The organism is Ferrigenium kumadai (genome assembly GCF_018324385.1).
Lineage (GTDB): Bacteria > Pseudomonadota > Gammaproteobacteria > Burkholderiales > Gallionellaceae > Gallionella > Gallionella kumadai.
Map to the genome: position 1 here is coordinate 1765726 of NZ_AP019536.1, position 19036 is coordinate 1784761.

Here is a 19036-nt window from a genome sequence, read left to right on the forward strand (position 1 = left end):
GGACATAACCGCACGACCTGCGCCGAACATAAAACAGGGAGGAGAGGCGCATGAAACCGGTTCAAACGATATGTTGTTCAGCCGTCGTCGCGGCTGTGTTGCTGCTTAGCGCGTCCGGCGCACATGCCGGGAAGGAAGGTATCCCTTCCGGATGCGGCGAGAAGGAGAACGGTACACACATCCTGTGGGAAAACGACCTATTCACGTCCAAACTGCTGGGCCGCTCGGACAAGTGGTATACGAACGGTATCAAGCTGGCCTCCAGCTACAAGCCGAACTGCATCCCGGGCTGGGTGCCGGACCAGTTGCACGACACGTTGTCGTCCGTGATGAACGACCAGGAATATGACCTCGTGTTCGGGTTCGCCGTCGGACAGCTGATGTTCACACCGAAAAACCTGACCACGCCCCTGCCGCAGCCCATGGACCGCTTCTGGGGCGGCTTGCTGTACACCGGCATGCTGGTGCAACGGCAACCCAAAGGTCACCGGGATGAACTGGAAACGCTGGAAGTCGATTACGGCGTGACCGGCCCCTTGTCCGGTGCGGAACAGTTGCAGAAGCTGATCCACTCACTGAGCAAATCTACCTCGCCCCAAGGCTGGAACAACCAGATCAGGACCGAACCGGCTATCCAGATCACTTACTCGCGCACGGTCCACACGCCACAGCACCGGATCTCCGGCTCGCCGCTATCCGTCGATTTTGCCTGGCACTACGGCGCAGTGGGGGGCACGTTGTTCGATTACGTCAACGGCGGACTGACCGCGCGGCTCGGCACCAAATTGACGGATATCACGCCGGGCACCATCGAGAATCCGGCGATAGGCCAGTTCAGCAAGATCGACAGTGCCGCCTACCTGCTGGCGCGACTGGACATGAAAGGCATCGTTCACAACACCTTCATCGACGGCAGTATGCTGCGCACAGCGCCCCACGTTTCCTACGTGAGCAGCAAACAGATCGTGCCCCAACTCACCTTCGGGATGGTGCTGGAATGGCAGGGCAAGGGGGAAGGCGAAGGCAGGCGTGTGAGCATATTGTTCCATCGCCGCGGCTCGGAATTCAGGTCGCCCGCCGGACCGGCGCCGATATTCAACTTCGGCACCATAGCCTACGAGTGGGATATGTAACGCTAGGCTGTAGTCGTTTCGCTCAGTGTAACCAGCCGTGGCGCGGCCTCAAAAAACATCAGGAGACATAAGGCATAATCCGGGCGACTGGAATCTTCATCACTCGCACCCACCCGTCATATGGAACAGTAGGCTGCCAAAATAAATGTGATAACAACATGGATAAACACATAGCCATACAAGCCGCCCTGCTCCGGCAGATGTTGGCTTCAAGCAAGATTACGATCATCACCAGCACGCTGCTCGCTGCGATCCTTGCCTATATACAACACGAAGTGATCGCTTCGACAGCGGTCCTTGTCTGGCTGATCCTGATCGTGTTGGTCGCGATCCTCCGCGCGGCCCTTGCCGATGCTTATCTGCGTTCCCCGCCAACCGAGCAATCATCGTTACGGGCCCGACTGACCACGTTCCGTATCGGCGTTCTTGCCATTGGTGTGATGTGGGGTTCGGCGGGGATTGTGATGTTCCCGCCCCATGATCCGCCGCACCAGATGTTTCTGATTTTTATGCTGGCGGGCTTGACTGCTGGTGGCGTGGTTTCATATTCGGCCGATCTTTTCAGCGGCATCTGCTTTGCCGTAGCCGCCCTCACGCCAGCCGTAGTCCGCCTGTTTATTGCTGAAGAAAATCTGTCTATTGCGATGGGCATGGCGGGAACGTTGTACCTCGGTTTCATGCTCATGAGCATCCGGCACATCAACAGGAACATTCGAGAGAACATCGTATTGCACCTCGAGGCTTCCGAGCGCGAGGAAACGGTGCGCATCAGCGAGGAACGCTACCGGCTGTTGCTGAAACATTCGCCCGTGGGCATCATCCATTACGACACCAACCTCGTCATCACTTATTGCAACGATCGCTTCGCCAGTATCATGCACAACTCGGCTGAGCGCCTGATCGGACTGGACATGAAGTCACTCAGGGACCAGTCGGTCATGCCTGCCTTGAAAAAAGCGCTGGAAGGGGAAATAGGCTACTACGAGGGCCATTACACGGCCACGCTCAGCGATACCGATGGATGGTTTGCCATGACCTGCGCCACCTCACGCGATGCCGCAGGGCAGATCGCCGGAGGCGTGGCCATCCTCCAGGATGTCACCGAGCGCAAACACGCCGAAACGGCGCTGCACGAATCGCACCAAAAAATGTATTCGCTTCTCAACTCGATGGCGGAGGGGGCTTATGGCCTCGATTTGAACGGCAATTGCACGTTCGTGAACCGGTCGTTCATGCGCATTCTGGGGTATGAACATGAGGACGAAGTCATCGGCAAGCATATACATGCACTCATTCATCATGCGCATCCCGACGGCAGTCCTTATCCGGCCTCGGAATGCAAGATGCACAACGCATATCGCAGCAGGGAAATCCATGTCCTGAGCGAGGTGTTCTGGCACAAAAACGGCAGCGCCATACCCATAGAGTACTGGTCACGGCCCATCATCGTGGATGGCATTGTGCAGGGGGCGATCGCCACCTTCCTCGACCTCACCGAGCGCAACCTGGCCGAAGCCCAGATACGCAACCTCGCCTTCTATGACACATTGACGCAACTCCCCAATCGCCGCCTGCTGAATGACCGCATGGGTCAGGCGCTTGCGGCCAGCAAGCGCAGCGGACGCTATGGCGCGCTGATGCTGCTGGATCTGGACAATTTCAAGCCGCTCAATGACACCTTTGGCCACGATGTGGGCGATCTGCTCCTGATCGAGGTCGCACGCCGCATCAGCGGCTGCATACGCGAAACCGACACGGTAGCGCGTTTCGGCGGCGATGAGTATGTCGTGGTGCTCAGTGAACTGGATATCGACAAAGTCGAGTCCACAAGAAACGCGGACATCGTCGCCGAGAAGATCCGTGCCTCTCTGGCAGAACCATACCTGCTGACGGTCCGGCAAAACGGCAGTGCGGGGAGCACGGTCGAATATCATTGCACTGCCAGCATCGGTGTGGTGCTGTTCAACTACCACGCAAGCCGGGAAGAGATACTCAAGCAGGCGGATATTGCGATGTACCGGGCAAAAGCGTCCGGACGCAATAGAGTCTCTTTTGATGACCAAAGCACCTGACCAGCGGCGTTGGATCGATATGGCGCTAGGCTGGTATCGTTTCGCTCAGCGTAACCAGCCGCAAGATGATATTGCCATCAGGGTCCCTGATGGCGGTCTGTCTGGCCGCCAGTGAAGGGTGGACGTGCAGTTGAAAGCCATCCAGCTCCTTTCCCGCCGTGAGCAATTCCCTCTCCGTCTGTCCAAGCAGCTGTGTCAGATCGAACTGCATCGCGCCCATCGAGGGGATATCCAATAACGTGAGGGCCTGGGGCGACGAGGCGAGGATGCGCCAGTCGGGATCGGTGATCACCACTGCACCGGGCAATTGCGGGACGATGCCGCTTCTGCCGTATTTCACCATCATCAGGCTGGACCTCACCCTTGCCAGCAGCTCCCTCTTGTTGAACGGCTTGCTGATGAAATCGGTGGCGCCGGCCTCGATGCCCATGATGCGTTCCTCGGACTGCGACAGCGCGGTCACCATGATCACCGGCAACGTAGCGAATTCCAGGTCTTCGCGGACTCTTCGGCATACATCGTAGCCCGTCATGCCGGGCATGCGCACGTCCAGCAGCATGGCATCGGGCCTTTCGCGGCGCAACACTTCCAATGCCTCGGGACCGCTGAATGCCTCGAGCACACGGTAGCCGGCAGCGCCCAGGATGAGTCGCAGCAGCTTCACGTTGGGTGCCGCATCGTCCACCACCAGGATGGCCGCGCCTGCGGGAAAATCCTTGTCAGGCATGTGTCACTTTCCTGCCTTCGTTGATGAAACGCTTGACCACTTCCGGCAGGTGCCGGGTATCCACGGGCTTGCTCAAATATCCGTCGAAGCCCGCAGCGAGGAAGCGCTGTTCGTCATCTTTCATCGCCTGCGCGGTGATCGCCACCGCCGGCACGTCGTCGTAGGTGCTGTCGGCCCTCACCGCATCGATCACGTCCAGCCCGCTGCCCTCGCCGAGCCGGATGTCGAGCAGCAGCAGGTCCGGTTTCTCGCGCCGGAGTTGCTCCATCGCCTCGGCGGCGCTGGCCGCTTCGAGGATGCGGTAGTGGCACTTATCGCCCAGCACCACACGCACCAGCTTGCGGTTGGCGGCATCGTCCTCGACCAGCAGGATGGTTTTTACCGGTTGTTCCATTGTCGCGCCCTTATTCATCGGATGAAATTCCCGCCCTTTTCAACAGCATCGTGATCGCTGCCAGCAGGCGTTCTTCGATCATTTCGTTCTCGCGCAACAGCACGAATTCGATCCTCCCTTCCCCGGGCGCCTGTTCCTCGGTGGCGGCGAATACCCTGGTGGTCAAGGCCAGCACGGGGATATGGGCGGTCTCGGGTGCCGCCTTTAGCACTTCCAGCAAACCGAAGAAGTCCATCCCGCCTGCCATCAGGTTGATCACCACCAGATCGGGTTGCGCGCATTTCGCCAGGTTGGCGGCTTCCTCTGGGCCCAGCGCCTGGATCACTTCATAGTTCTCTTGTGCCAGTATCATCGCCAGCAGGCTCAGTTCATCCGGGTCGGTGTGCACCACCATCACCTTGTGGGAAACGCCACGAGGAATGCTGCGCCGCAGGGCATGCAGCAGTTCCGTGCGGTCCACCGGCTTGACCAGGTAATCCGACGCGCCGAGGCGGAAGCCCAGTACCTGGCGGTCCAGCACCGAAACGATCACCACGGGAATACTGCGTGTGCGCGGCATGGCCTTCAGTTCGCTCAGTACCTGCCAGCCGTCCATGTCGGGCAGCAACAGGTCCAGCGTGATAGCCATGGGCTGGTATTGCGCAGCGAGCAACAGGGCCTCGGCGCCGCTTTGCGCGATCAACACCTGATAGCCCGCCTTGACGAGATAAAGGGACATCAGTTTCGCCGCCTGCGGGTTGTCCTCCACCACCAGGATGGTGTTACTGTTTCCGGTTCCCATATCGTCATTCGAGGCCATGGCCTATCCTCTAATTTTTCCCGTTTTCGACGGGCCGCAACGGCAGTACGGCATGGAAAGTGCTGCCCTCGCCGAAGTTACTCTCCACCCAGATGCGCCCGTGGTGAGCTTCCAACAAACGCTTGGAAAGCACCAGCCCCAAGCCGGTTCCCTCGTGGCGACGCGCATGCGAAGCGTCCACCTGGCTGAACTCGACGAAGATGCGGTCCATGTCCTCCGAGCGGATGCCGATGCCGGTGTCGATGACCTTCAGGTGCAATTGCTGGTCTTCTATCGCGGCAGACACCGTCACCGTGCCTTTGTCGGTGAACTTCACGGCGTTGGACAACAAGTTGTACAACACCTGCTTGAAGCGGATCTGGTCCGCCGTGATCAGACCAAGGTCGGGCGGCAGCTCCGCTTGCAAACTGAGCCCCTTCTTCTCGGCCATGCCGCGCAAGGTGGTGATGGTCTCGCGCACCGTCTGCGCGATGGGGAAGGTCTCGTAGAACAGTTCCAACCGCCCTGCTTCGACCTTCGACAAGTCGAGCACGTCGTTGATCAGCCGCAGCAGCAGCTGGCCGCCTTCGTGGATGTCGCCGAGATACTCCATCTGGTCGGCGTTGATTGGGCCGGGTATCTGGTCCTGCAGCACCTCTGTGAAACCGATGATGGCATTCAGCGGAGTGCGGAACTCGTGCGACATGTTGGCGAGGAACTGGCTCTTGGCGGCACTTGCCGCCTCGATCTTGAGGTTCAGCTCGCGCAACTTCTCCAGGGTCTCCGCGTAGTGGGTGTAATAGCTCTGGATGCCGATCTGCATGTCGAGGTTCATGACCTTGTCCAGCGCCAGGATGTGCTCGACCACTGCCTTTGCATCGCTCCGGTAGTGTTCCAGAATCATCGGATAGAGGATGCGGTGGTAGAGCTGGAAGGCTCCGATGAACCATTCCGGCTCCACATGGATGGCATTGTGGATGTAGCCGATGCGCCAGCGGCGCTCGAAATAGCCGGCATCGTAAGGGCCCTGCACCGCCTGCATCAAATAGGCTTTCTGCGCCTCGCCCAGGCGGCGGATCATGGCCTCGTCCCTGAACACCTTGCGGGTCTCCTCGAAGGCAAGCAGGTGCGTGTAGAACTGCTCGGATATCTCGTCCAGTCGCGCACGGAACAACTCTTGCAGGTCATGCAGCAACTCGGCATCCCGTTCGCTGAACTTGAGGAATTCCAGCCGCTGCTTGCGCGCGGCCTCGTCGAATACCGGCGAGATCACCTCGCCATAAGGCTGCTCGGTCATCGCTTCACCCCATCTCATATCCGGCCAGTGCCGGGAGCGGCTGAGCGTTCCTTCCGTCCAGCGACTGCGCCTTCTCGACATAATCCAGCACTGCCGCCACCAGCGTGCCGTGGCTCCAGGTCAACGGGGAGATCGACAGGCACTCCCCCGTCTGTGGATGGACCTGCTCCGGCAGCACACCGGACGGCAGCGCCCGTTCGACCGCCCACATCAGTAAAGGCAGCGCCTGTTCCAGAGATTCCATGTCGCGCGCGGCGGCGATGCGGTACTGGGCCAGCCACAGGGTGCAGACCACCCAGGGATTTCCCGCCACGGCCGAGCTCGATATCGCCCGCTGGTAATCATCCCCTTCGTAACGCGCCAGGCCACCGTGCCCCATCTTCACCCACAGCCGCTCCTCCACCGCCTGGACCGTTCGGACCACGCGCGCGTCAAGTGGGTCGTAATCCCCGAATAGCACCAGCCCGAGCAGGCTCGCATCCACGGTGGTGTCGCGGACCTGCTCACCGTCCTTGATCAGGATGCCGCGCGCATAACGGCCTTCGTGCGGACAATACAGATGCTCGTTCATGGCCTCCGCGATCTCCTGGGCGGCCTGTGCATAGACGCGTGCGCGCTCCTCTTCATGGAACAGCGCAGCCAGCCCCGCGGCCGCTTTCAGCCCCCCGATGACGGTGGCGGTGGTATAGGTGAAGATGCCGCGCCGCTCTTCCCAAAGGTCGAAGGAAGGCAGCGGCAGGCCGGTCTTGTCGTCGCGGAAGGACAGCAGAAAATCCGCCGCCTGCTCCACGAACGGCCTGTAGAACGGGCGAATGACCTCGATGTCGCGGTGGATCAGGTAATGGTTCCAGATCGCCCAGATCACCAGCGCAGTCTCGTCTTCCTGGATTGGAAACAGCATCTCCTCGCCATCCAGCCACGGCTGCCATGAGCTGCCCACCGAACCGTCCGGGTTGTACTTGTGCATAAGGAAGCCGGTCTCGTCCAGGATGCTGGCCGAATAATTGAAGCTGCGCGCCTTGACGGTGCAGAACTGCAGGAAACGCTGGCTCACGCTGCCGTAGCCGGCACGGTCAATAGCCTGCGACACTATCGCGCCGTCGCGCGGCCACATGTAGCTGTAGGTGTCCTGGTTGAACTGGCGAATGTCGGTGTCGTTGGCGGCGATCACCGCGCCGCCGTTGTCGATCTGGGTGCGCAGCACCAGCAGGCTGCGCTTGTACATCGCCACCAGCTCGGGGGGCAGCCCGGTGAAATCCCGCTCGGAAGCGGCAACCCAGTGCCGCCAATAATCGATGTTGCGCTCGATCAGCCGCTCCGGCCCGATCTGCGCCACCTGCCGGTGCAGTTCCTCGACCTCGCTATAATTCGTTCCCACCGCCATCCAGTAGTGGCAGACTTCCTCCTGTTTCGGTTCGATGGTCAGGTGCATGCCGATGACCGAATCCACCGAACCCTGCGAAATGGGATTGCCGCCCAGCTCTCCGTTCTCCGCGTCGCGCCAGGTTCCCTCCAGCCCGTGGTGACGTTTGGAGCCGGTGGAAAAATGGGTGACGCCGAGAGAGGTCGACGTGGCGCAGCTCATCAGGAAATAGCGCGGCCCCTTGTAGTGGATCAGGCTGGCGTTCTTGGGGTCGAAGAATACCGTGTCGCCGATCTCGTTCTCCAGCGCATTGATGTCGGCATGGAAGAACAGCCGCGGCGCCAGCGGCCTGGGGGACAGGTTCTGCACCCTGACCTGCCGGATCAGGATGTTCTTCTCATGATCGATGGCATCGTGAAAACGCAGGCGCAGCGGCAGGCGCGTGTGCGTGGCGCTGACGTCCGTAACCAGCGCATCCGGGACATAATCCAGATGCAGTCGCCAGTTCTGGCGGTTGAGCCAGGAAAATTCGCCGTCCAGCCACACGCCGAACCGCCATGGATAACCCAGCGCATGGTTCTCCTTGCCGACGCGAGGATAGTAAAAATCGCGCAGCTGGAAATCGAAATCGAAAGCGGCAAGCAACGTACCGTTTCCAATGGGAAGATCGCGTGGCATGGGCTTAAATCCTCGACAGAATCAGCGATGGATAGTGCTAATGAGGTCACCAAGTTACAAGTAGGTGGATTGCTTAACGGCCAATTGGCAGGCCAATTTTAGGAGCGATATGCCTTGGCTCTGTAACGGCTGACACAGTGATTTAGATGGTTCATCGCGGTCACCCTTTGTCTGCATTTGCAGTAGCGGTCGACAGCCTGTGCATACGGAACGGCCACGCGATGCGCAGGGTCTCCAGTCCATAAGGGATAGCCCTCCGGTCACCGATGATGACGTCCGGAACGCCGGTGATCTCGATCGACTCGCGGATGGTTTCCCCTTCGGCATTCCGGTGACTCACCCACCAGACGCAGGGAATGGAAGTTTCATGTATCTCGCTGCGGTCGACCGCCTCCACGATGGCCGACACCTCTCCGTGCCCCAGCAGGGTTGCCAGGATCTCGCGTTCCTCCGGCATCGCCTTCAGGCAGCGCAGGCTAATCGAGGCTTCTTCGCCGACGGCGGCGAAACGCGACGCGCATTCTTCGATGTCCGACAGGACGGCTCGTGCCAAAGCACCCGATTCCTTGTCGACAGTCAACACCGTGTTGGATTGGCTCATCCAGAAAACGGAATGCGGTTGCGTATCATTTCCTGTAAATGTGGACCCACTATTCTCGACTGGCATGTCAATCTCCTGACGTAAGCATCATCGCGGGATGCGTGGATGATCACATGCTAAGTACAGGGAATAGCCGACTCCATACGGCATAAGCAGTATTTGAATACCGCTATTTGTGTAGCTCCAATCGATGGCCTACGCGCTGCAACCTTCTTGTGAGACGACCGTCAGGCAGGGACCTGCCATCCAGGGTTGCGGTGCCGTGCGAGATGGCGCGGCGTCCAGGAACATGGAGACTTGCGCACGAAGTGGTAGCGGGCCACGTGGTAGCTGGGATCGAAGCCGTAGAAGTTGCGCCGCATCTGTTCCAGTTCCTCTTCGCGGTACTGGCTCAGCGGCTTGGCCGCCTCGTCCGCGATGCGCTTCATCCGCTTGGCGGTAAGCTGTTGGGGAAAATCCCGGGATAGAGCAAGTTCGCGTGCACGCCGCGTCACTTCGGCGCGGAATGCGGCGGGATTGGAATACAGGCTGGCATCGGCAAAGCCGCAATCCACCGCCGCCTGCGCCGTCAGCGGCAAACGGTTGCGCATGATGGCGTTCACGCCTTCCTCGCCCACTCTGGGCGGCAGCAGGTAAGTCCAGAATTCGGAACCGTAGAGGTTGCCCATGTTCTTGTAGTGCGGGTTGAGCAGCACGCCGTCGCGCAGCCAGAGCTGGTCCGCCGCGCGCGCGAGGAAGCAGCCGCCCGCACCGGCATTGCCCTGCAGCGCGGCAACGGTGAGGTGCGTCTCGCTGCGGATGACGGCCTCGGCCAGGTCGTTCATTGCATTGATGTTGGCCCAGGATTCGTCGGCGGGCGACTCAGCGGCCTCGATCAGGTTGAGGTGGATGCCGTTGCTCCAGAAGTCCGTGCCGCCCATCAGCACCACCACGCGCGTCGGCCGCGTCAGCGCCCAGCGGTAGGCTCGCAGCAGGCGGCGGCATTGTGCCGTGCCCATCGCACCGTTGTAGAACTCGAAGTGCAGGTAGCCGACGCCATCCGCCTCGCGGTAGGCGATGTCCTGCCAAGTGTCGGTCTGCGCCGCCCACCACTCGGTCAGCGGCAGTTCCGGCACCGAGACAGCCTCATCGGCGAAGGCCACAGCCGCAGGCAGCTTGATTGCGTTGTCGCTCTCGTAGCGCCGCACATGGCCGATCCAAACCGCGCCATCCACGGTGGTGCGCAGCAGCGCAGTCTCGCGCCGTCCGATGACCTCACCGGGAGCATCGCCGCGTATCGAAGATTCGGCATGACCGTCATACAGGAAGCAAGGCTCGCCGAACATCCGGTCGGCGACGCCGGGGAAACCGTCTCCCGCCGCGAGTTTGCGCAGCACCGTCGCGGTGTCGTCACTGCTCCAGTCGATGCGCCGTCCGTCCTGCTGCAGCAGCGGGCGCAACCGCCCCAGCGCGGACTCGGTGAGCGGCACCGGCATGAAATGGCCGGAAGCAAAGCGCTCGACGGCATCCAGCACCGCGCGGCAGGCCGCTGTCGTGACTTCATTTCGGTAAAGGCTGGCCTTGCTGGCGCTGCGCATCGAAAAAGTTTCGCTGGCCCACACAGGCCCCGCATCCATTTCGGCGTCTGCCTGCAGCACCGTGACACCCCACTCCGATTCGCCTTCCTGTATCGCCCAGTCCAGCGCGGAAGGCCCTCGGTCGCCGACGATGCCCGGATGCACCACCAGGCAGACATGCTTGCTCCAGATGGACTCGGGAATCTCGCGGCGCAGGTAAGGCGAAACGATGAGCTCAGGGCGGAACAGCAGCACCGCCTCTTCTGCCACCTCATCCGCGATATCGAACTCGACTGACAAGTCGTGCCCACGCGCCGCCAGCTCGGCATAAATCCGCTGCGTGAGGCTGTTGAAACTGTGGGCGAGGAGCAGGATGCGCATGGTCAGCAGATTCTTGGTAACTGTTCGCCGGAGAGCCAGTCGACGATGCGCCTCCCGCCGAATCCGGTGGTCATCTGCACGAAGTGATGCGCATCCTCCTGCACCGTGCCGACGATGGCGGCCTGTGCGCCCAGCGGATGCTCGCGCATCGCGGCCAGCGCCCGCTCCGCGTCTGCCGCCGCAACGATGGCCACCAGCTTGCCCTCGTTGGCCACATACAACGGGTCGAGGCCGAGGAATTCGCAGGCACTCGCCACTTCGGGATTGATGGGAATGGCCCGCTCATCCAGCATCATGCCGACGCCGGACTGCGCGGCGATCTCGTTGAGCGTGGTCGCGAGTCCGCCGCGCGTGGGGTCGCGCAGCACATGGATGTCCGCCCCGCTGTCCAGCAGCGCTGCGACCAATCCGTGCAGCGCCGCGGTGTCGGAGACGATGGCTGAAGAGAACCCCAGGCTCTCGCGCTGGGCCATGATGGCCATGCCGTGATCCCCCAGCGTGCCGGAAACGAGAATTCGGTCGCCCGCACGCGCGCGGTCGCCGGAAAGATGTACACCGTCGGGCACCACGCCCACACCGGTTGTAGTGATGAACACGCCATCGCCCTTGCCCTGCTCCACCACCTTGGTGTCACCGGTGACGATATGCACGCCGGCGTTCTTCGCTGACAGTGCCATGGACATCACGATGCGCTCAAGGTCCGCCAGCGGGAAACCCTCCTCGAGGATGAAACTCGCAGAGAGATAAAGCGGTCTCGCGCCCATCACCGCGACGTCGTTGATGGTGCCGTGCACCGAGAGGCAGCCGATGTCGCCCCCGGGGAAGAACAGCGGCGACACCACGTGCGAATCGGTCGCCATCACCAGCCTGCCGGAAGCCTGCGGCAGCAGCGCGCCGTCATTGCCCTGGCGCAGGTAGTCGTTGTCGAACGCGTCGGTGAACAGCTCCTCGATGAGCTGCGCCATCGCGCGTCCGCCGCTACCGTGGCTCATGTCCACGCGCCCGTTCTTGATGTCCAGCGCGCGAACATAGCCTTTGCGCACTTTGCCGCCATTCAATGCGTCATTCATAGGCTCACCACTTCGATATCCTTGAATCGGCCATAGGTGTAGTGTGCGGCACACGCGCCTTCGGAACTCACCATGCAGGAGCCAACCGGGTTTTCCGGTGTGCACACTGTGCCGAACAGTTTGCAGTCCCATGGACGCCTCACGCCGCGCAGGACGGCGCCGCACTCGCAGCCCTTGTTGTCCGCCACCGCGCGGTAGGTCAGCGGGAAACGCAGCTCCGCATCGAAGTCGGCAAACTCGCGGCGTATCTTCAGCGCCGAATACGGCACCAGCCCCAGTCCGCGCCATTCGAACTCCCTGCGCAGCTCGAACACCTCGGCCACCAGGTTCTGCGCCTTGAGGTTGCCGTCGCGCGTGACCGCGCGGGTGAATTCGTTCTCCACTTCGGCGCGGTTCTCATTCACTTGCCGTACCAGCATCAGGATCGCCTGCATCACGTCCAGCGGCTCGAAGCCAGCGATCACCACCGGCTTGCGGTATTCCTCGGCGAAGAACTCGTAGGGACGGCTGCCGATCACGGTGGAGACATGGGCCGGGCCGATGAAGCCGTCCAGCGGCACGGTGCCGTACTGGCGCACCTCGGGCGATTCGAGGATGCTGGAGATAGCTGATGGCGTGAGCACATGACAGCACAGTACCGAAAAATTCTTCAGGCCTAACGCCTTGGCCTGTTTGATGACCACGGCCGTGGGCGGCGTCGTGGTCTCGAAACCGATGGCGAAGAACACCACCTGTTTTTCCGGATGCTGCTGCGCGAGAGCCAGCGCATCGATGGCGGAATAGACCATGCGGATGTCACCGCCGCGCGCCTTCGCCTTCTGCAGCGACAGGTTGTCGGAGGCCGGGACTCGCACCGTATCGGCATAGGTGCACAGCGTCGCGCCATGCTCGAGCGCCAGCTCGATAGCCATGTCCACGCGACCTATGGGTAGCACGCACACCGGGCAGCCGGGGCCGTGGATCATGCGCACATTGGGTGGAAGCAGGTCGGTGACGCCGTAACGCGAAATGGCGTGGGTGTGGCCGCCGCAGAATTCCATGAAACTGTAGCTGCGCTCGCATACCTCGCGCGCGATGGATGCGGCCAGGTTCTTCGCCAGCGCGCCGTCGCGAAACTCGTCGACGTATTTCATGCGGCGGCCGGATCCGGCTCGTCCATCTCGGCGAACAGCGCCAGCGTCCTCTCCGCCTCTTCGGGGTCTAGCCTGTTCAGCGCGAACCCGACGTGCACGATCACATAGTCGCCCTCACTCACGTCCTCCAGCAGCGCCAGCGAAACCTCCTTCTGCACGCCGCCCATGTCCACCACGGCCCGTTCGCCGTCGAATATCTGTACCACCCTGGCCGGAATCGCAAGACACATCGCTCAGTCCTTCAAAAAATTCAGTCCGATCCACGCCTGCCCCAGCGCAAGCCCGCCATCGTTGGGCGGCGCCTGCTCCGCCCTCAACACCGTTATCCCTTCCTCGCGCAAAGCCTCTTCCAGAGAGGAACTCAGCTCCGCGTTGAGGAAACAGCCGCCGCCCAGCGCGACTTTGCGCAAGCCTTGCTGCCGCGCTGCCTGCACTACCCAGGCAGCCAGCCCCTCCGCCAGTGTGGCATGGAACAGCGCCGCGCCTGCGTCGGCGTCGCGCATGTCGGCAAGATGGTCGAGCAAAGGCAGGAAGCTCAGCGTCCCATCGTCCAGCACAAAACCGTGCTGTAGCGGCCCAGTCCTGCCGTGATGTGCGGCCAGGCCCTCGAGCAGCATCGCGGCCTGCCCCTCGAAGCCGTTTCTGTTCTTCACGCGCAGAAGCGCCGCAGCCGCATCGAACAGCCTGCCGCAGCTCGAGGTGTATGGCACGTTCGCGCCGTGCTCGAGCATCGCGGCCACGGTTTGTGCCGCCGGTTCCGCAAAGCGTTGCGTGATTTCCTCGCCGCGTCCCAGCGCGTGCAATGCGGCGGCAGCCATGCGCCAAGGCTCGCGCGCCGCGGCATCGCCGCCGGGCAGTGCCAGGGGATCGAGGCTGCCCAACCGCTGTTTCCTCGCACCATCGACCCGCAGCAGTTCGCCCCCCCACGCCGAGCCGTCCGTCCCCAGCCCCACGCCGTCCAGCGCCAGTCCCAGCAGCGGTCCGCTTACCCCGTGCTCGGCGGCGACTGCGCCGATGTGGGCATGATGGTGCTGCACCGCGAGCGCGGGGATGCCACGCTCGGCGGCGAATCTCGCGGCGAAACGGGAACTGAAAAAATCGGGATGCAGATCGTGGACGACCAGCTCGGGGCGGATCTCGAGGACATCCAGCAGGTGCCAGACCGCCTGCTCCAGCGCCTCGCAGGTCGCGGCATTGTCGAGTTCGCCGATGTGCTGTGACAGGAATGCTTCGCTGCCGCGCGTCACGCACACGGCGTTCTTGTAGAAGCCCCCGACGGCGAGTACGGGCGGGCCGGAAAGCGGCAATGCGATCGGCGAAGGCGTATAGCCGCGGCTGCGGCGGACGAAGCCTGGCGCCTTGCCGGACACGCGCATCACGCAGTCATCGGCGCGCACGAGGATGTCGCGGTCGTGAATCAGGAATCCGTCGGCGATGCCATTCAACCGCTGCACGGCCTCGTCGTTGCGGTACACCAGCGGCTCGCCGCCGGGGTTCGCGGATGTGCACACCATCAGGAAAGGCAGCGATTCGGACAGCCATGACCGCCCTGCCGGACTCCCCGCCGCCTCATGGAACAACAGGTAATGCAGCGGCGTGTAGGGCAGCATCGCCCCGAAGCCCGGCATGCCGTCGGCGATACCCTGCAATTCACCTGTGCGCTCGAGGATGACTACGGGCCGCGCCGGACTTTCGAGCAGGGCGAGTTCTGCCTCGGTGTATTTCGCATAACCCTCGAGCGAGGCTGCGTTCAGCGCCATCACCGCAAACGGCTTTTCCTCGCGCGCCTTGCGCTCGCGCAAGCGCGCGACCGCCACTGGATTGTTCGCATCGCACATCAGATGGAAACCTCCCAGTCCCTTCACCGCGAGTATCTTGCCGTCCTTCAGTTGGGCGACGGCGCTCGCGATGGCGTTTTCCGTCCGCACGGCAGAACCGTCCGCGTTGAGCAACGCAAGCTGCGGCCCGCACACCGGACAAGCAGTGGCCTCGGCGTGGAAGCGGCGATTGTCGGGTGCGTGGTATTCGGTTTGGCATGCCGGGCACAACGGAAACTTCGCCATTGCAGTGTGTGCACGGTCGTAGGGCACCCTCGCGGCGAGGGTGTAGCGCGGCCCGCAATGCGTGCAATTGATGAAGGGATAACGGTAGCGGCGGTCGCCTGGTGTGAACAGTTCTGCGAGGCAATCGGGGCAGATCGAGGTGTCCGGTGCGATGCGGGTCAATGTCTCGCCGCCGCGGCTTTCCAGGATGGCGAAGCCGCGTTCCGGCTCGACCTCGGCGATCTCCACCGACACCCCGGCGATGCGCGCGAGCGGCGGTGGCTCATGGCGCAGCTTGCGCAGCAGCGAATCCACTTGTTTGCCGTGCCCCTGCACTTCGAGCTCCACGCCCGCGCCGCAGTTGCGCACCCAGCCGGACAGTCCGAGTTCCTGCGCGAGCCGGAAGACGAAGGGACGGAAGCCGACACCCTGCACCTGGCCGCGCACCTGCACGCGGCAGCGCATCAACGATTCGGCGGCAAGCGTCGCATCCATCGCCAGCCTTTCAGTCGCGCACCTCGAGCTCGCCGATGCGCGACTCGCCGGCCTCCGCGCCAGGAAAGGCGGCAATGTCCATCTGCATCTCGAGCCAGTCCAGCCATTCGTCCATGCCCTCGCCGGTGCGTGCAGAAAGGACGATGGCGCGGATGCCGGGATTGACCCGGCGCGCATATTCGATGGCGAGAGAGACGTCGAAATCGAGGTGGGGCAGCAGATCGGACTTGTTGAGCAGCATCAGATCCGCAGCGGCGAACATGTCGGGATACTTCAGCGGCTTGTCCTCGCCCTCTGTCACCGACAGGATCGCGACCTTGTGCGCCTCGCCGAGATCGAAGGAAGCCGGGCACACCAGGTTGCCCACGTTCTCGATCAGCAGCAGACTGTTGTCCCTGGGCCGCAGCTGCTCCAGCGCATGGCCCACCATGTGCGCATCCAGATGGCAGCCGCGCCCGGTGTTGATCTGCAGCGCGGGAACGCCTGTGGCGCGGATGCGGTCGGCATCCAGCGAAGTCTGCTGGTCGCCCTCGATCACGCAGACCGGATAGCGCTCTTGCAAGGCCCCGACGGTGCGCACCAGCAACGTGGTCTTTCCGGAACCCGGACTCGAAACCAGATTGAGTGCAAAAATGCCATGCGCGCGGAAATAGTTGCGATTCGCCGCGGCATAGGCATCGTTCTTGGCGAGAATGTCCTGCTCGACCTTGACCATGCGTGCCTGGCTCATGCCGGGCGCATGCGCATGGGCAGGCCCCAGGCCATAGTGAATATCGTGGCGGTGATGATGAGCACCACCGCTATGTGAATGCGCCGTGCCGTCGGCATGGACGTGGAAACGCATGTGATTCCCCGTACCTTCGATTTTCGCTTCCTCACCGCTGCAGCCGCATACCGTACACATGATTTCCCCTATTCGATTTCCAATTCCTTGACGCGCATCGCCACGCCTTCGTCCATCCGCAAGCGAAAACCGCCGCATTCCGGACAGGGATCGCTGCGCGCCGCAAGCGGCACCAGCTGCCCGCAATCGAAGCACCATGCCTGCCCGTCCTGTTCAAGGATATCCAGCGCAGCGCCTTCGGCCAAGGTGCCGCTGGCTACCTCGTCGAAGCAGAAGCGTATCGCCTCGGGCTCGACGCCGGACAGCTTGCCGATCTCCAGCCGCACGGTCTTGACCCGCTGATATCCATCTCTGCGCGCGCGGTAATCAACCAAGTCCACTACACTCTCAGCCAGCGACATTTCATGCATGTGACATTTCCTCTTCATAAAGTGAAGGATCAGGCCGCGAACCAGAGATAGCCTCCGGCCATCGCCACAGCTGCGCCCACAAAGCGCAGCAGCTGTGCCCGCGCCAGCATGCCGAAGGTGAAACCGGACAGGTGCAGCAAGGCGCTCGCCGCCATGAAGCCCAGCGCATATGCAAGCGCGGAAGTGCACGGCGACATCTCGGCACCGTGCGCGTAGCCGTGGAAGAGCGCAAACATCCCGACGATGGCAGCACTCAACGCCAGCGGCAAACGGACTGCAGCGGCGATCAGCAAGCCCAGCGCCAGCAGCGACATGATGATCCCTGTCTCGACGAAAGGAACTGCGATCTCCGCCATGCCCAGCAACCCTCCCAGCGCCATGACAGCCACGAAAGAGAGCGGCACCAGCCAGGCCGCGCGCCCGCCCATCTGCGCAGCCCACAGGCCGACTGCGACCATGGCGCACAAGTGATCCAGGCCGCTGAAGGGATGCACCAGCCCATGTGCTAATCCACCCGACCCGCCCGGATGCGCGTAGGCCAGCGACGGCAACGCGCCGAGCAGCAGCGTCAAACAGGCCGCGCGGACAATCGGGTTGTTACGCGATGAGATTTTCATGGCTGTTCCTTGTAAGGATTGCGTGGCGCGACGCCCAAAAATACCGCGAATCATTCGCGCACGGCAATCGATTTTTCGGGGGAGACTGTATCCGTCCGCCAGTAGTTGTTGAATACGCACAAACCCGTATTCATTTTCGGGGGGCCGAGTATTTGCAGCTCTTCTCGCAATGAGCTTCGATCTTAACTTTGCCGCATCAATATTTGCTATCGTGTGACTCTCATCCACGAGCAACCACGAGGTCAGCAGATGAAGATCGGCATCCCCAAGGAGATCAAGACCAACGAGAACCGCGTTGCGGTCGTCCCTTCCGGCGTCGAGGCGCTGATCGCCGCCGGACACGAAGTGCTGGTGGAACAGGGCGCCGGGCTGGGAAGCGGATTTAACGACGAGCAATACGCCGCGGCAGGGGCGCGCATCGCGCCAGAAGCCGGTGCGGTATGGGCCGAGGCCGAGCTCATCGTCAAGGTGAAGGAACCGATCGAACCGGAGTGGAAGCGCATCAGGCCGGGACAGGTGCTGTTCACCTACTTCCACTTCGCCGCCGACAGAAAACTGACCGAAGCGCACCTCGCCTCCGGCGCGACCTGCATCGCCTACGAGACGGTCGAGCTGCCCTCGCGCGAACTGCCCCTGCTCACGCCGATGTCGGAAGTGGCGGGACGCATGGCGGTGCAACAAGGCGCCAAGTACCTCGAGAATATCTACGGCGGGCGCGGCATCCTGCTCGGCGGCGTGCCCGGCGTGGCGCCTGCGAGAGTATCCATCCTCGGCGGCGGCACGGTGGGACACAACGCCGCGAAGATGGCGGCAGGGCTGGGCGCGCACGTCACCATCCTCGACACCTCGCTGGAACGGCTGCGCTACCTCAGCGACGTGATGCCGCCCAATGTGCAACTGCTGTTCTCGAACCGGCACGCAGTGCAGGAACAACTCGCCGAGGCCGACCTCGTCGTCGGCGGCGTGCTGATTCCAGGCGCGCTCACGCCCAAGCTCATCCGACGCGAAGACCTCAAGAGCATGCATCCCGGCGCGGTGATCGTGGACGTTGCCGTCGACCAGGGCGGCTGCGCCGAGACCACGCACCCCACCACCCACGAAAATCCTACCTACATCGTGGACGGCATCATCCACTACGCCGTCGCCAACATGCCCGGCGGCGTGCCGCGCACCTCCACCCTCGCCCTCACCAACGCCACGCTGCCCTACGTGCTGCAACTGGCGAACAAGGGATGGAAGCAGGCATTGCGCGATAACGGCGCGCTGCAAAAGGGACTGAACATCGTGGACGGCAAGATCACCCACCAGGCCGTGGCCGCGGCCTTCGGGACGTTCATGCATGATGCGGGGGCGTTTCTGTAAGGTACTCTTCGTCGGCTGTCGCCCCAAAGCCGTCATTCGCGGCCTGCTCCATTCAGGCGTACGATGCGATTGACATCCCAGTC

The 19036-nt window shown here is 62.2% G+C and carries 17 protein-coding genes; 3 read left to right on the top strand and 14 right to left on the bottom strand.

Features of this window, described 5'->3' with window-relative positions:
* The first annotated feature begins 50 nt into the window (after positions 1-50).
* Together FGKAn22_RS08415 and FGKAn22_RS08420 are read left to right on the top strand one after the other, a co-directional pair.
* Positions 51-1133: a lipid A deacylase LpxR family protein gene (locus tag FGKAn22_RS08415; protein ID WP_212785208.1), complete on the top strand. Its 1083-nt coding sequence runs from the start codon at positions 51-53 to the stop codon at positions 1131-1133.
* Between the two features lie 158 nt (positions 1134-1291).
* Positions 1292-3205, top strand: a complete 1914-nt coding sequence (locus FGKAn22_RS08420; RefSeq protein ID WP_212785209.1) for a diguanylate cyclase domain-containing protein — start codon at positions 1292-1294, stop codon at positions 3203-3205.
* A gap of 25 nt (positions 3206-3230) precedes the next feature.
* On the opposite strand, the gene FGKAn22_RS08425 is transcribed toward FGKAn22_RS08420, so the two are convergent.
* The 14 genes from FGKAn22_RS08425 to FGKAn22_RS08490 all read right to left on the bottom strand — a co-directional run bounded on the left by FGKAn22_RS08425 (position 3231) and on the right by FGKAn22_RS08490 (position 17591).
* Positions 3231-3932, bottom strand: a complete 702-nt coding sequence (locus FGKAn22_RS08425) for a response regulator (protein ID WP_212785210.1) — start codon at positions 3930-3932, stop codon at positions 3231-3233.
* The gene (locus tag FGKAn22_RS08430; RefSeq protein ID WP_212785211.1) at positions 3925-4344 is read right to left on the bottom strand and encodes a response regulator; all 420 of its coding nucleotides are present in this window, start codon (positions 4342-4344) and stop codon (positions 3925-3927) included. Before FGKAn22_RS08430 ends, FGKAn22_RS08425 begins: the two co-directional genes overlap by 8 nt.
* On the bottom strand, positions 4337-5125 hold the full coding sequence (locus tag FGKAn22_RS08435) for a response regulator (RefSeq protein WP_212785212.1): 789 nt from the start codon (positions 5123-5125) through the stop codon (positions 4337-4339). Before FGKAn22_RS08435 ends, FGKAn22_RS08430 begins: the two co-directional genes overlap by 8 nt.
* 10 nt (positions 5126-5135) lie before the next feature.
* Positions 5136-6401, bottom strand: coding sequence for a protoglobin domain-containing protein (locus FGKAn22_RS08440; protein WP_212785213.1), 1266 nt, complete (start codon positions 6399-6401; stop codon positions 5136-5138).
* Positions 6402-6405: 4 nt separating this feature from the next.
* Positions 6406-8442, bottom strand: coding sequence for a glycoside hydrolase family 15 protein (locus FGKAn22_RS08445; RefSeq protein ID WP_212785214.1), 2037 nt, complete (start codon positions 8440-8442; stop codon positions 6406-6408).
* A 160-nt stretch (positions 8443-8602) separates the two neighbouring features.
* A complete protein-coding gene (locus tag FGKAn22_RS08450; RefSeq protein ID WP_212785215.1) occupies positions 8603-9043 on the bottom strand; it encodes a hydrogenase expression/formation C-terminal domain-containing protein in 441 nt (146 codons plus the stop codon).
* Positions 9044-9270: 227 nt separating this feature from the next.
* Positions 9271-10980, bottom strand: coding sequence for a hydrogenase maturation protein (locus FGKAn22_RS08455; protein WP_212785216.1), 1710 nt, complete (start codon positions 10978-10980; stop codon positions 9271-9273).
* Positions 10981-10982: 2 nt separating this feature from the next.
* Positions 10983-12050: a hydrogenase expression/formation protein HypE gene (gene hypE, locus FGKAn22_RS08460; protein WP_212785217.1), complete on the bottom strand. Its 1068-nt coding sequence runs from the start codon at positions 12048-12050 to the stop codon at positions 10983-10985.
* Positions 12047-13183 carry a hydrogenase formation protein HypD gene (hypD, locus tag FGKAn22_RS08465; RefSeq protein WP_212785218.1) on the bottom strand — a complete coding sequence of 379 codons (1137 nt, stop codon included), beginning with the start codon at positions 13181-13183 and terminating at the stop codon, positions 12047-12049. Before hypD ends, hypE begins: the two co-directional genes overlap by 4 nt.
* Positions 13180-13413 (bottom strand): HypC/HybG/HupF family hydrogenase formation chaperone, encoded by a 234-nt coding sequence (locus tag FGKAn22_RS08470; RefSeq protein ID WP_212785219.1) that lies wholly within the window; start codon positions 13411-13413, stop codon positions 13180-13182. The genes hypD and FGKAn22_RS08470 overlap by 4 nt, the downstream gene beginning before the upstream one ends.
* A 3-nt stretch (positions 13414-13416) precedes the next feature.
* A complete protein-coding gene (hypF, locus tag FGKAn22_RS08475; RefSeq protein ID WP_212785220.1) occupies positions 13417-15720 on the bottom strand; it encodes a carbamoyltransferase HypF in 2304 nt (767 codons plus the stop codon).
* A gap of 10 nt (positions 15721-15730) precedes the next feature.
* Positions 15731-16624 carry a hydrogenase nickel incorporation protein HypB gene (gene hypB, locus FGKAn22_RS08480; protein WP_212785221.1) on the bottom strand — a complete coding sequence of 298 codons (894 nt, stop codon included), beginning with the start codon at positions 16622-16624 and terminating at the stop codon, positions 15731-15733.
* 8 nt (positions 16625-16632) lie between these two features.
* Positions 16633-16974, bottom strand: a complete 342-nt coding sequence (hypA, locus tag FGKAn22_RS08485) for a hydrogenase maturation nickel metallochaperone HypA (RefSeq protein WP_212785222.1) — start codon at positions 16972-16974, stop codon at positions 16633-16635.
* A gap of 29 nt (positions 16975-17003) precedes the next feature.
* Positions 17004-17591 carry a HupE/UreJ family protein gene (locus FGKAn22_RS08490; RefSeq protein ID WP_212785223.1) on the bottom strand — a complete coding sequence of 196 codons (588 nt, stop codon included), beginning with the start codon at positions 17589-17591 and terminating at the stop codon, positions 17004-17006.
* Between the two features lie 249 nt (positions 17592-17840).
* On the opposite strand from FGKAn22_RS08490, the gene ald reads away from it, so the two are divergent.
* Positions 17841-18953, top strand: coding sequence for an alanine dehydrogenase (ald, locus tag FGKAn22_RS08495; RefSeq protein ID WP_212785224.1), 1113 nt, complete (start codon positions 17841-17843; stop codon positions 18951-18953).
* The last annotated feature ends 83 nt before the right edge of the window (positions 18954-19036 follow it).

Coding starts and splice junctions, on each gene's coding strand:
- FGKAn22_RS08435 (WP_212785212.1), bottom strand. CDS start 5,125: ATGGCCTCGAATGACGATATGGGAACCGGAAACAGTAACACCATCCTG.
- FGKAn22_RS08420 (WP_212785209.1), top strand. CDS start 1,292: ATGGATAAACACATAGCCATACAAGCCGCCCTGCTCCGGCAGATGTTG.
- FGKAn22_RS08470 (WP_212785219.1), bottom strand. CDS start 13,413: ATGTGTCTTGCGATTCCGGCCAGGGTGGTACAGATATTCGACGGCGAA.
- ald (WP_212785224.1), top strand. CDS start 17,841: ATGAAGATCGGCATCCCCAAGGAGATCAAGACCAACGAGAACCGCGTT.
- hypE (WP_212785217.1), bottom strand. CDS start 12,050: ATGAATGACGCATTGAATGGCGGCAAAGTGCGCAAAGGCTATGTTCGC.
- FGKAn22_RS08445 (WP_212785214.1), bottom strand. CDS start 8,442: ATGCCACGCGATCTTCCCATTGGAAACGGTACGTTGCTTGCCGCTTTC.
- hypA (WP_212785222.1), bottom strand. CDS start 16,974: ATGCATGAAATGTCGCTGGCTGAGAGTGTAGTGGACTTGGTTGATTAC.
- hypD (WP_212785218.1), bottom strand. CDS start 13,183: ATGAAATACGTCGACGAGTTTCGCGACGGCGCGCTGGCGAAGAACCTG.
- FGKAn22_RS08450 (WP_212785215.1), bottom strand. CDS start 9,043: ATGAGCCAATCCAACACGGTGTTGACTGTCGACAAGGAATCGGGTGCT.
- FGKAn22_RS08440 (WP_212785213.1), bottom strand. CDS start 6,401: ATGACCGAGCAGCCTTATGGCGAGGTGATCTCGCCGGTATTCGACGAG.
- hypF (WP_212785220.1), bottom strand. CDS start 15,720: ATGGATGCGACGCTTGCCGCCGAATCGTTGATGCGCTGCCGCGTGCAG.
- FGKAn22_RS08490 (WP_212785223.1), bottom strand. CDS start 17,591: ATGAAAATCTCATCGCGTAACAACCCGATTGTCCGCGCGGCCTGTTTG.
- FGKAn22_RS08455 (WP_212785216.1), bottom strand. CDS start 10,980: ATGCGCATCCTGCTCCTCGCCCACAGTTTCAACAGCCTCACGCAGCGG.
- FGKAn22_RS08425 (WP_212785210.1), bottom strand. CDS start 3,932: ATGCCTGACAAGGATTTTCCCGCAGGCGCGGCCATCCTGGTGGTGGAC.
- FGKAn22_RS08415 (WP_212785208.1), top strand. CDS start 51: ATGAAACCGGTTCAAACGATATGTTGTTCAGCCGTCGTCGCGGCTGTG.
- hypB (WP_212785221.1), bottom strand. CDS start 16,624: ATGTGTACGGTATGCGGCTGCAGCGGTGAGGAAGCGAAAATCGAAGGT.
- FGKAn22_RS08430 (WP_212785211.1), bottom strand. CDS start 4,344: ATGAATAAGGGCGCGACAATGGAACAACCGGTAAAAACCATCCTGCTG.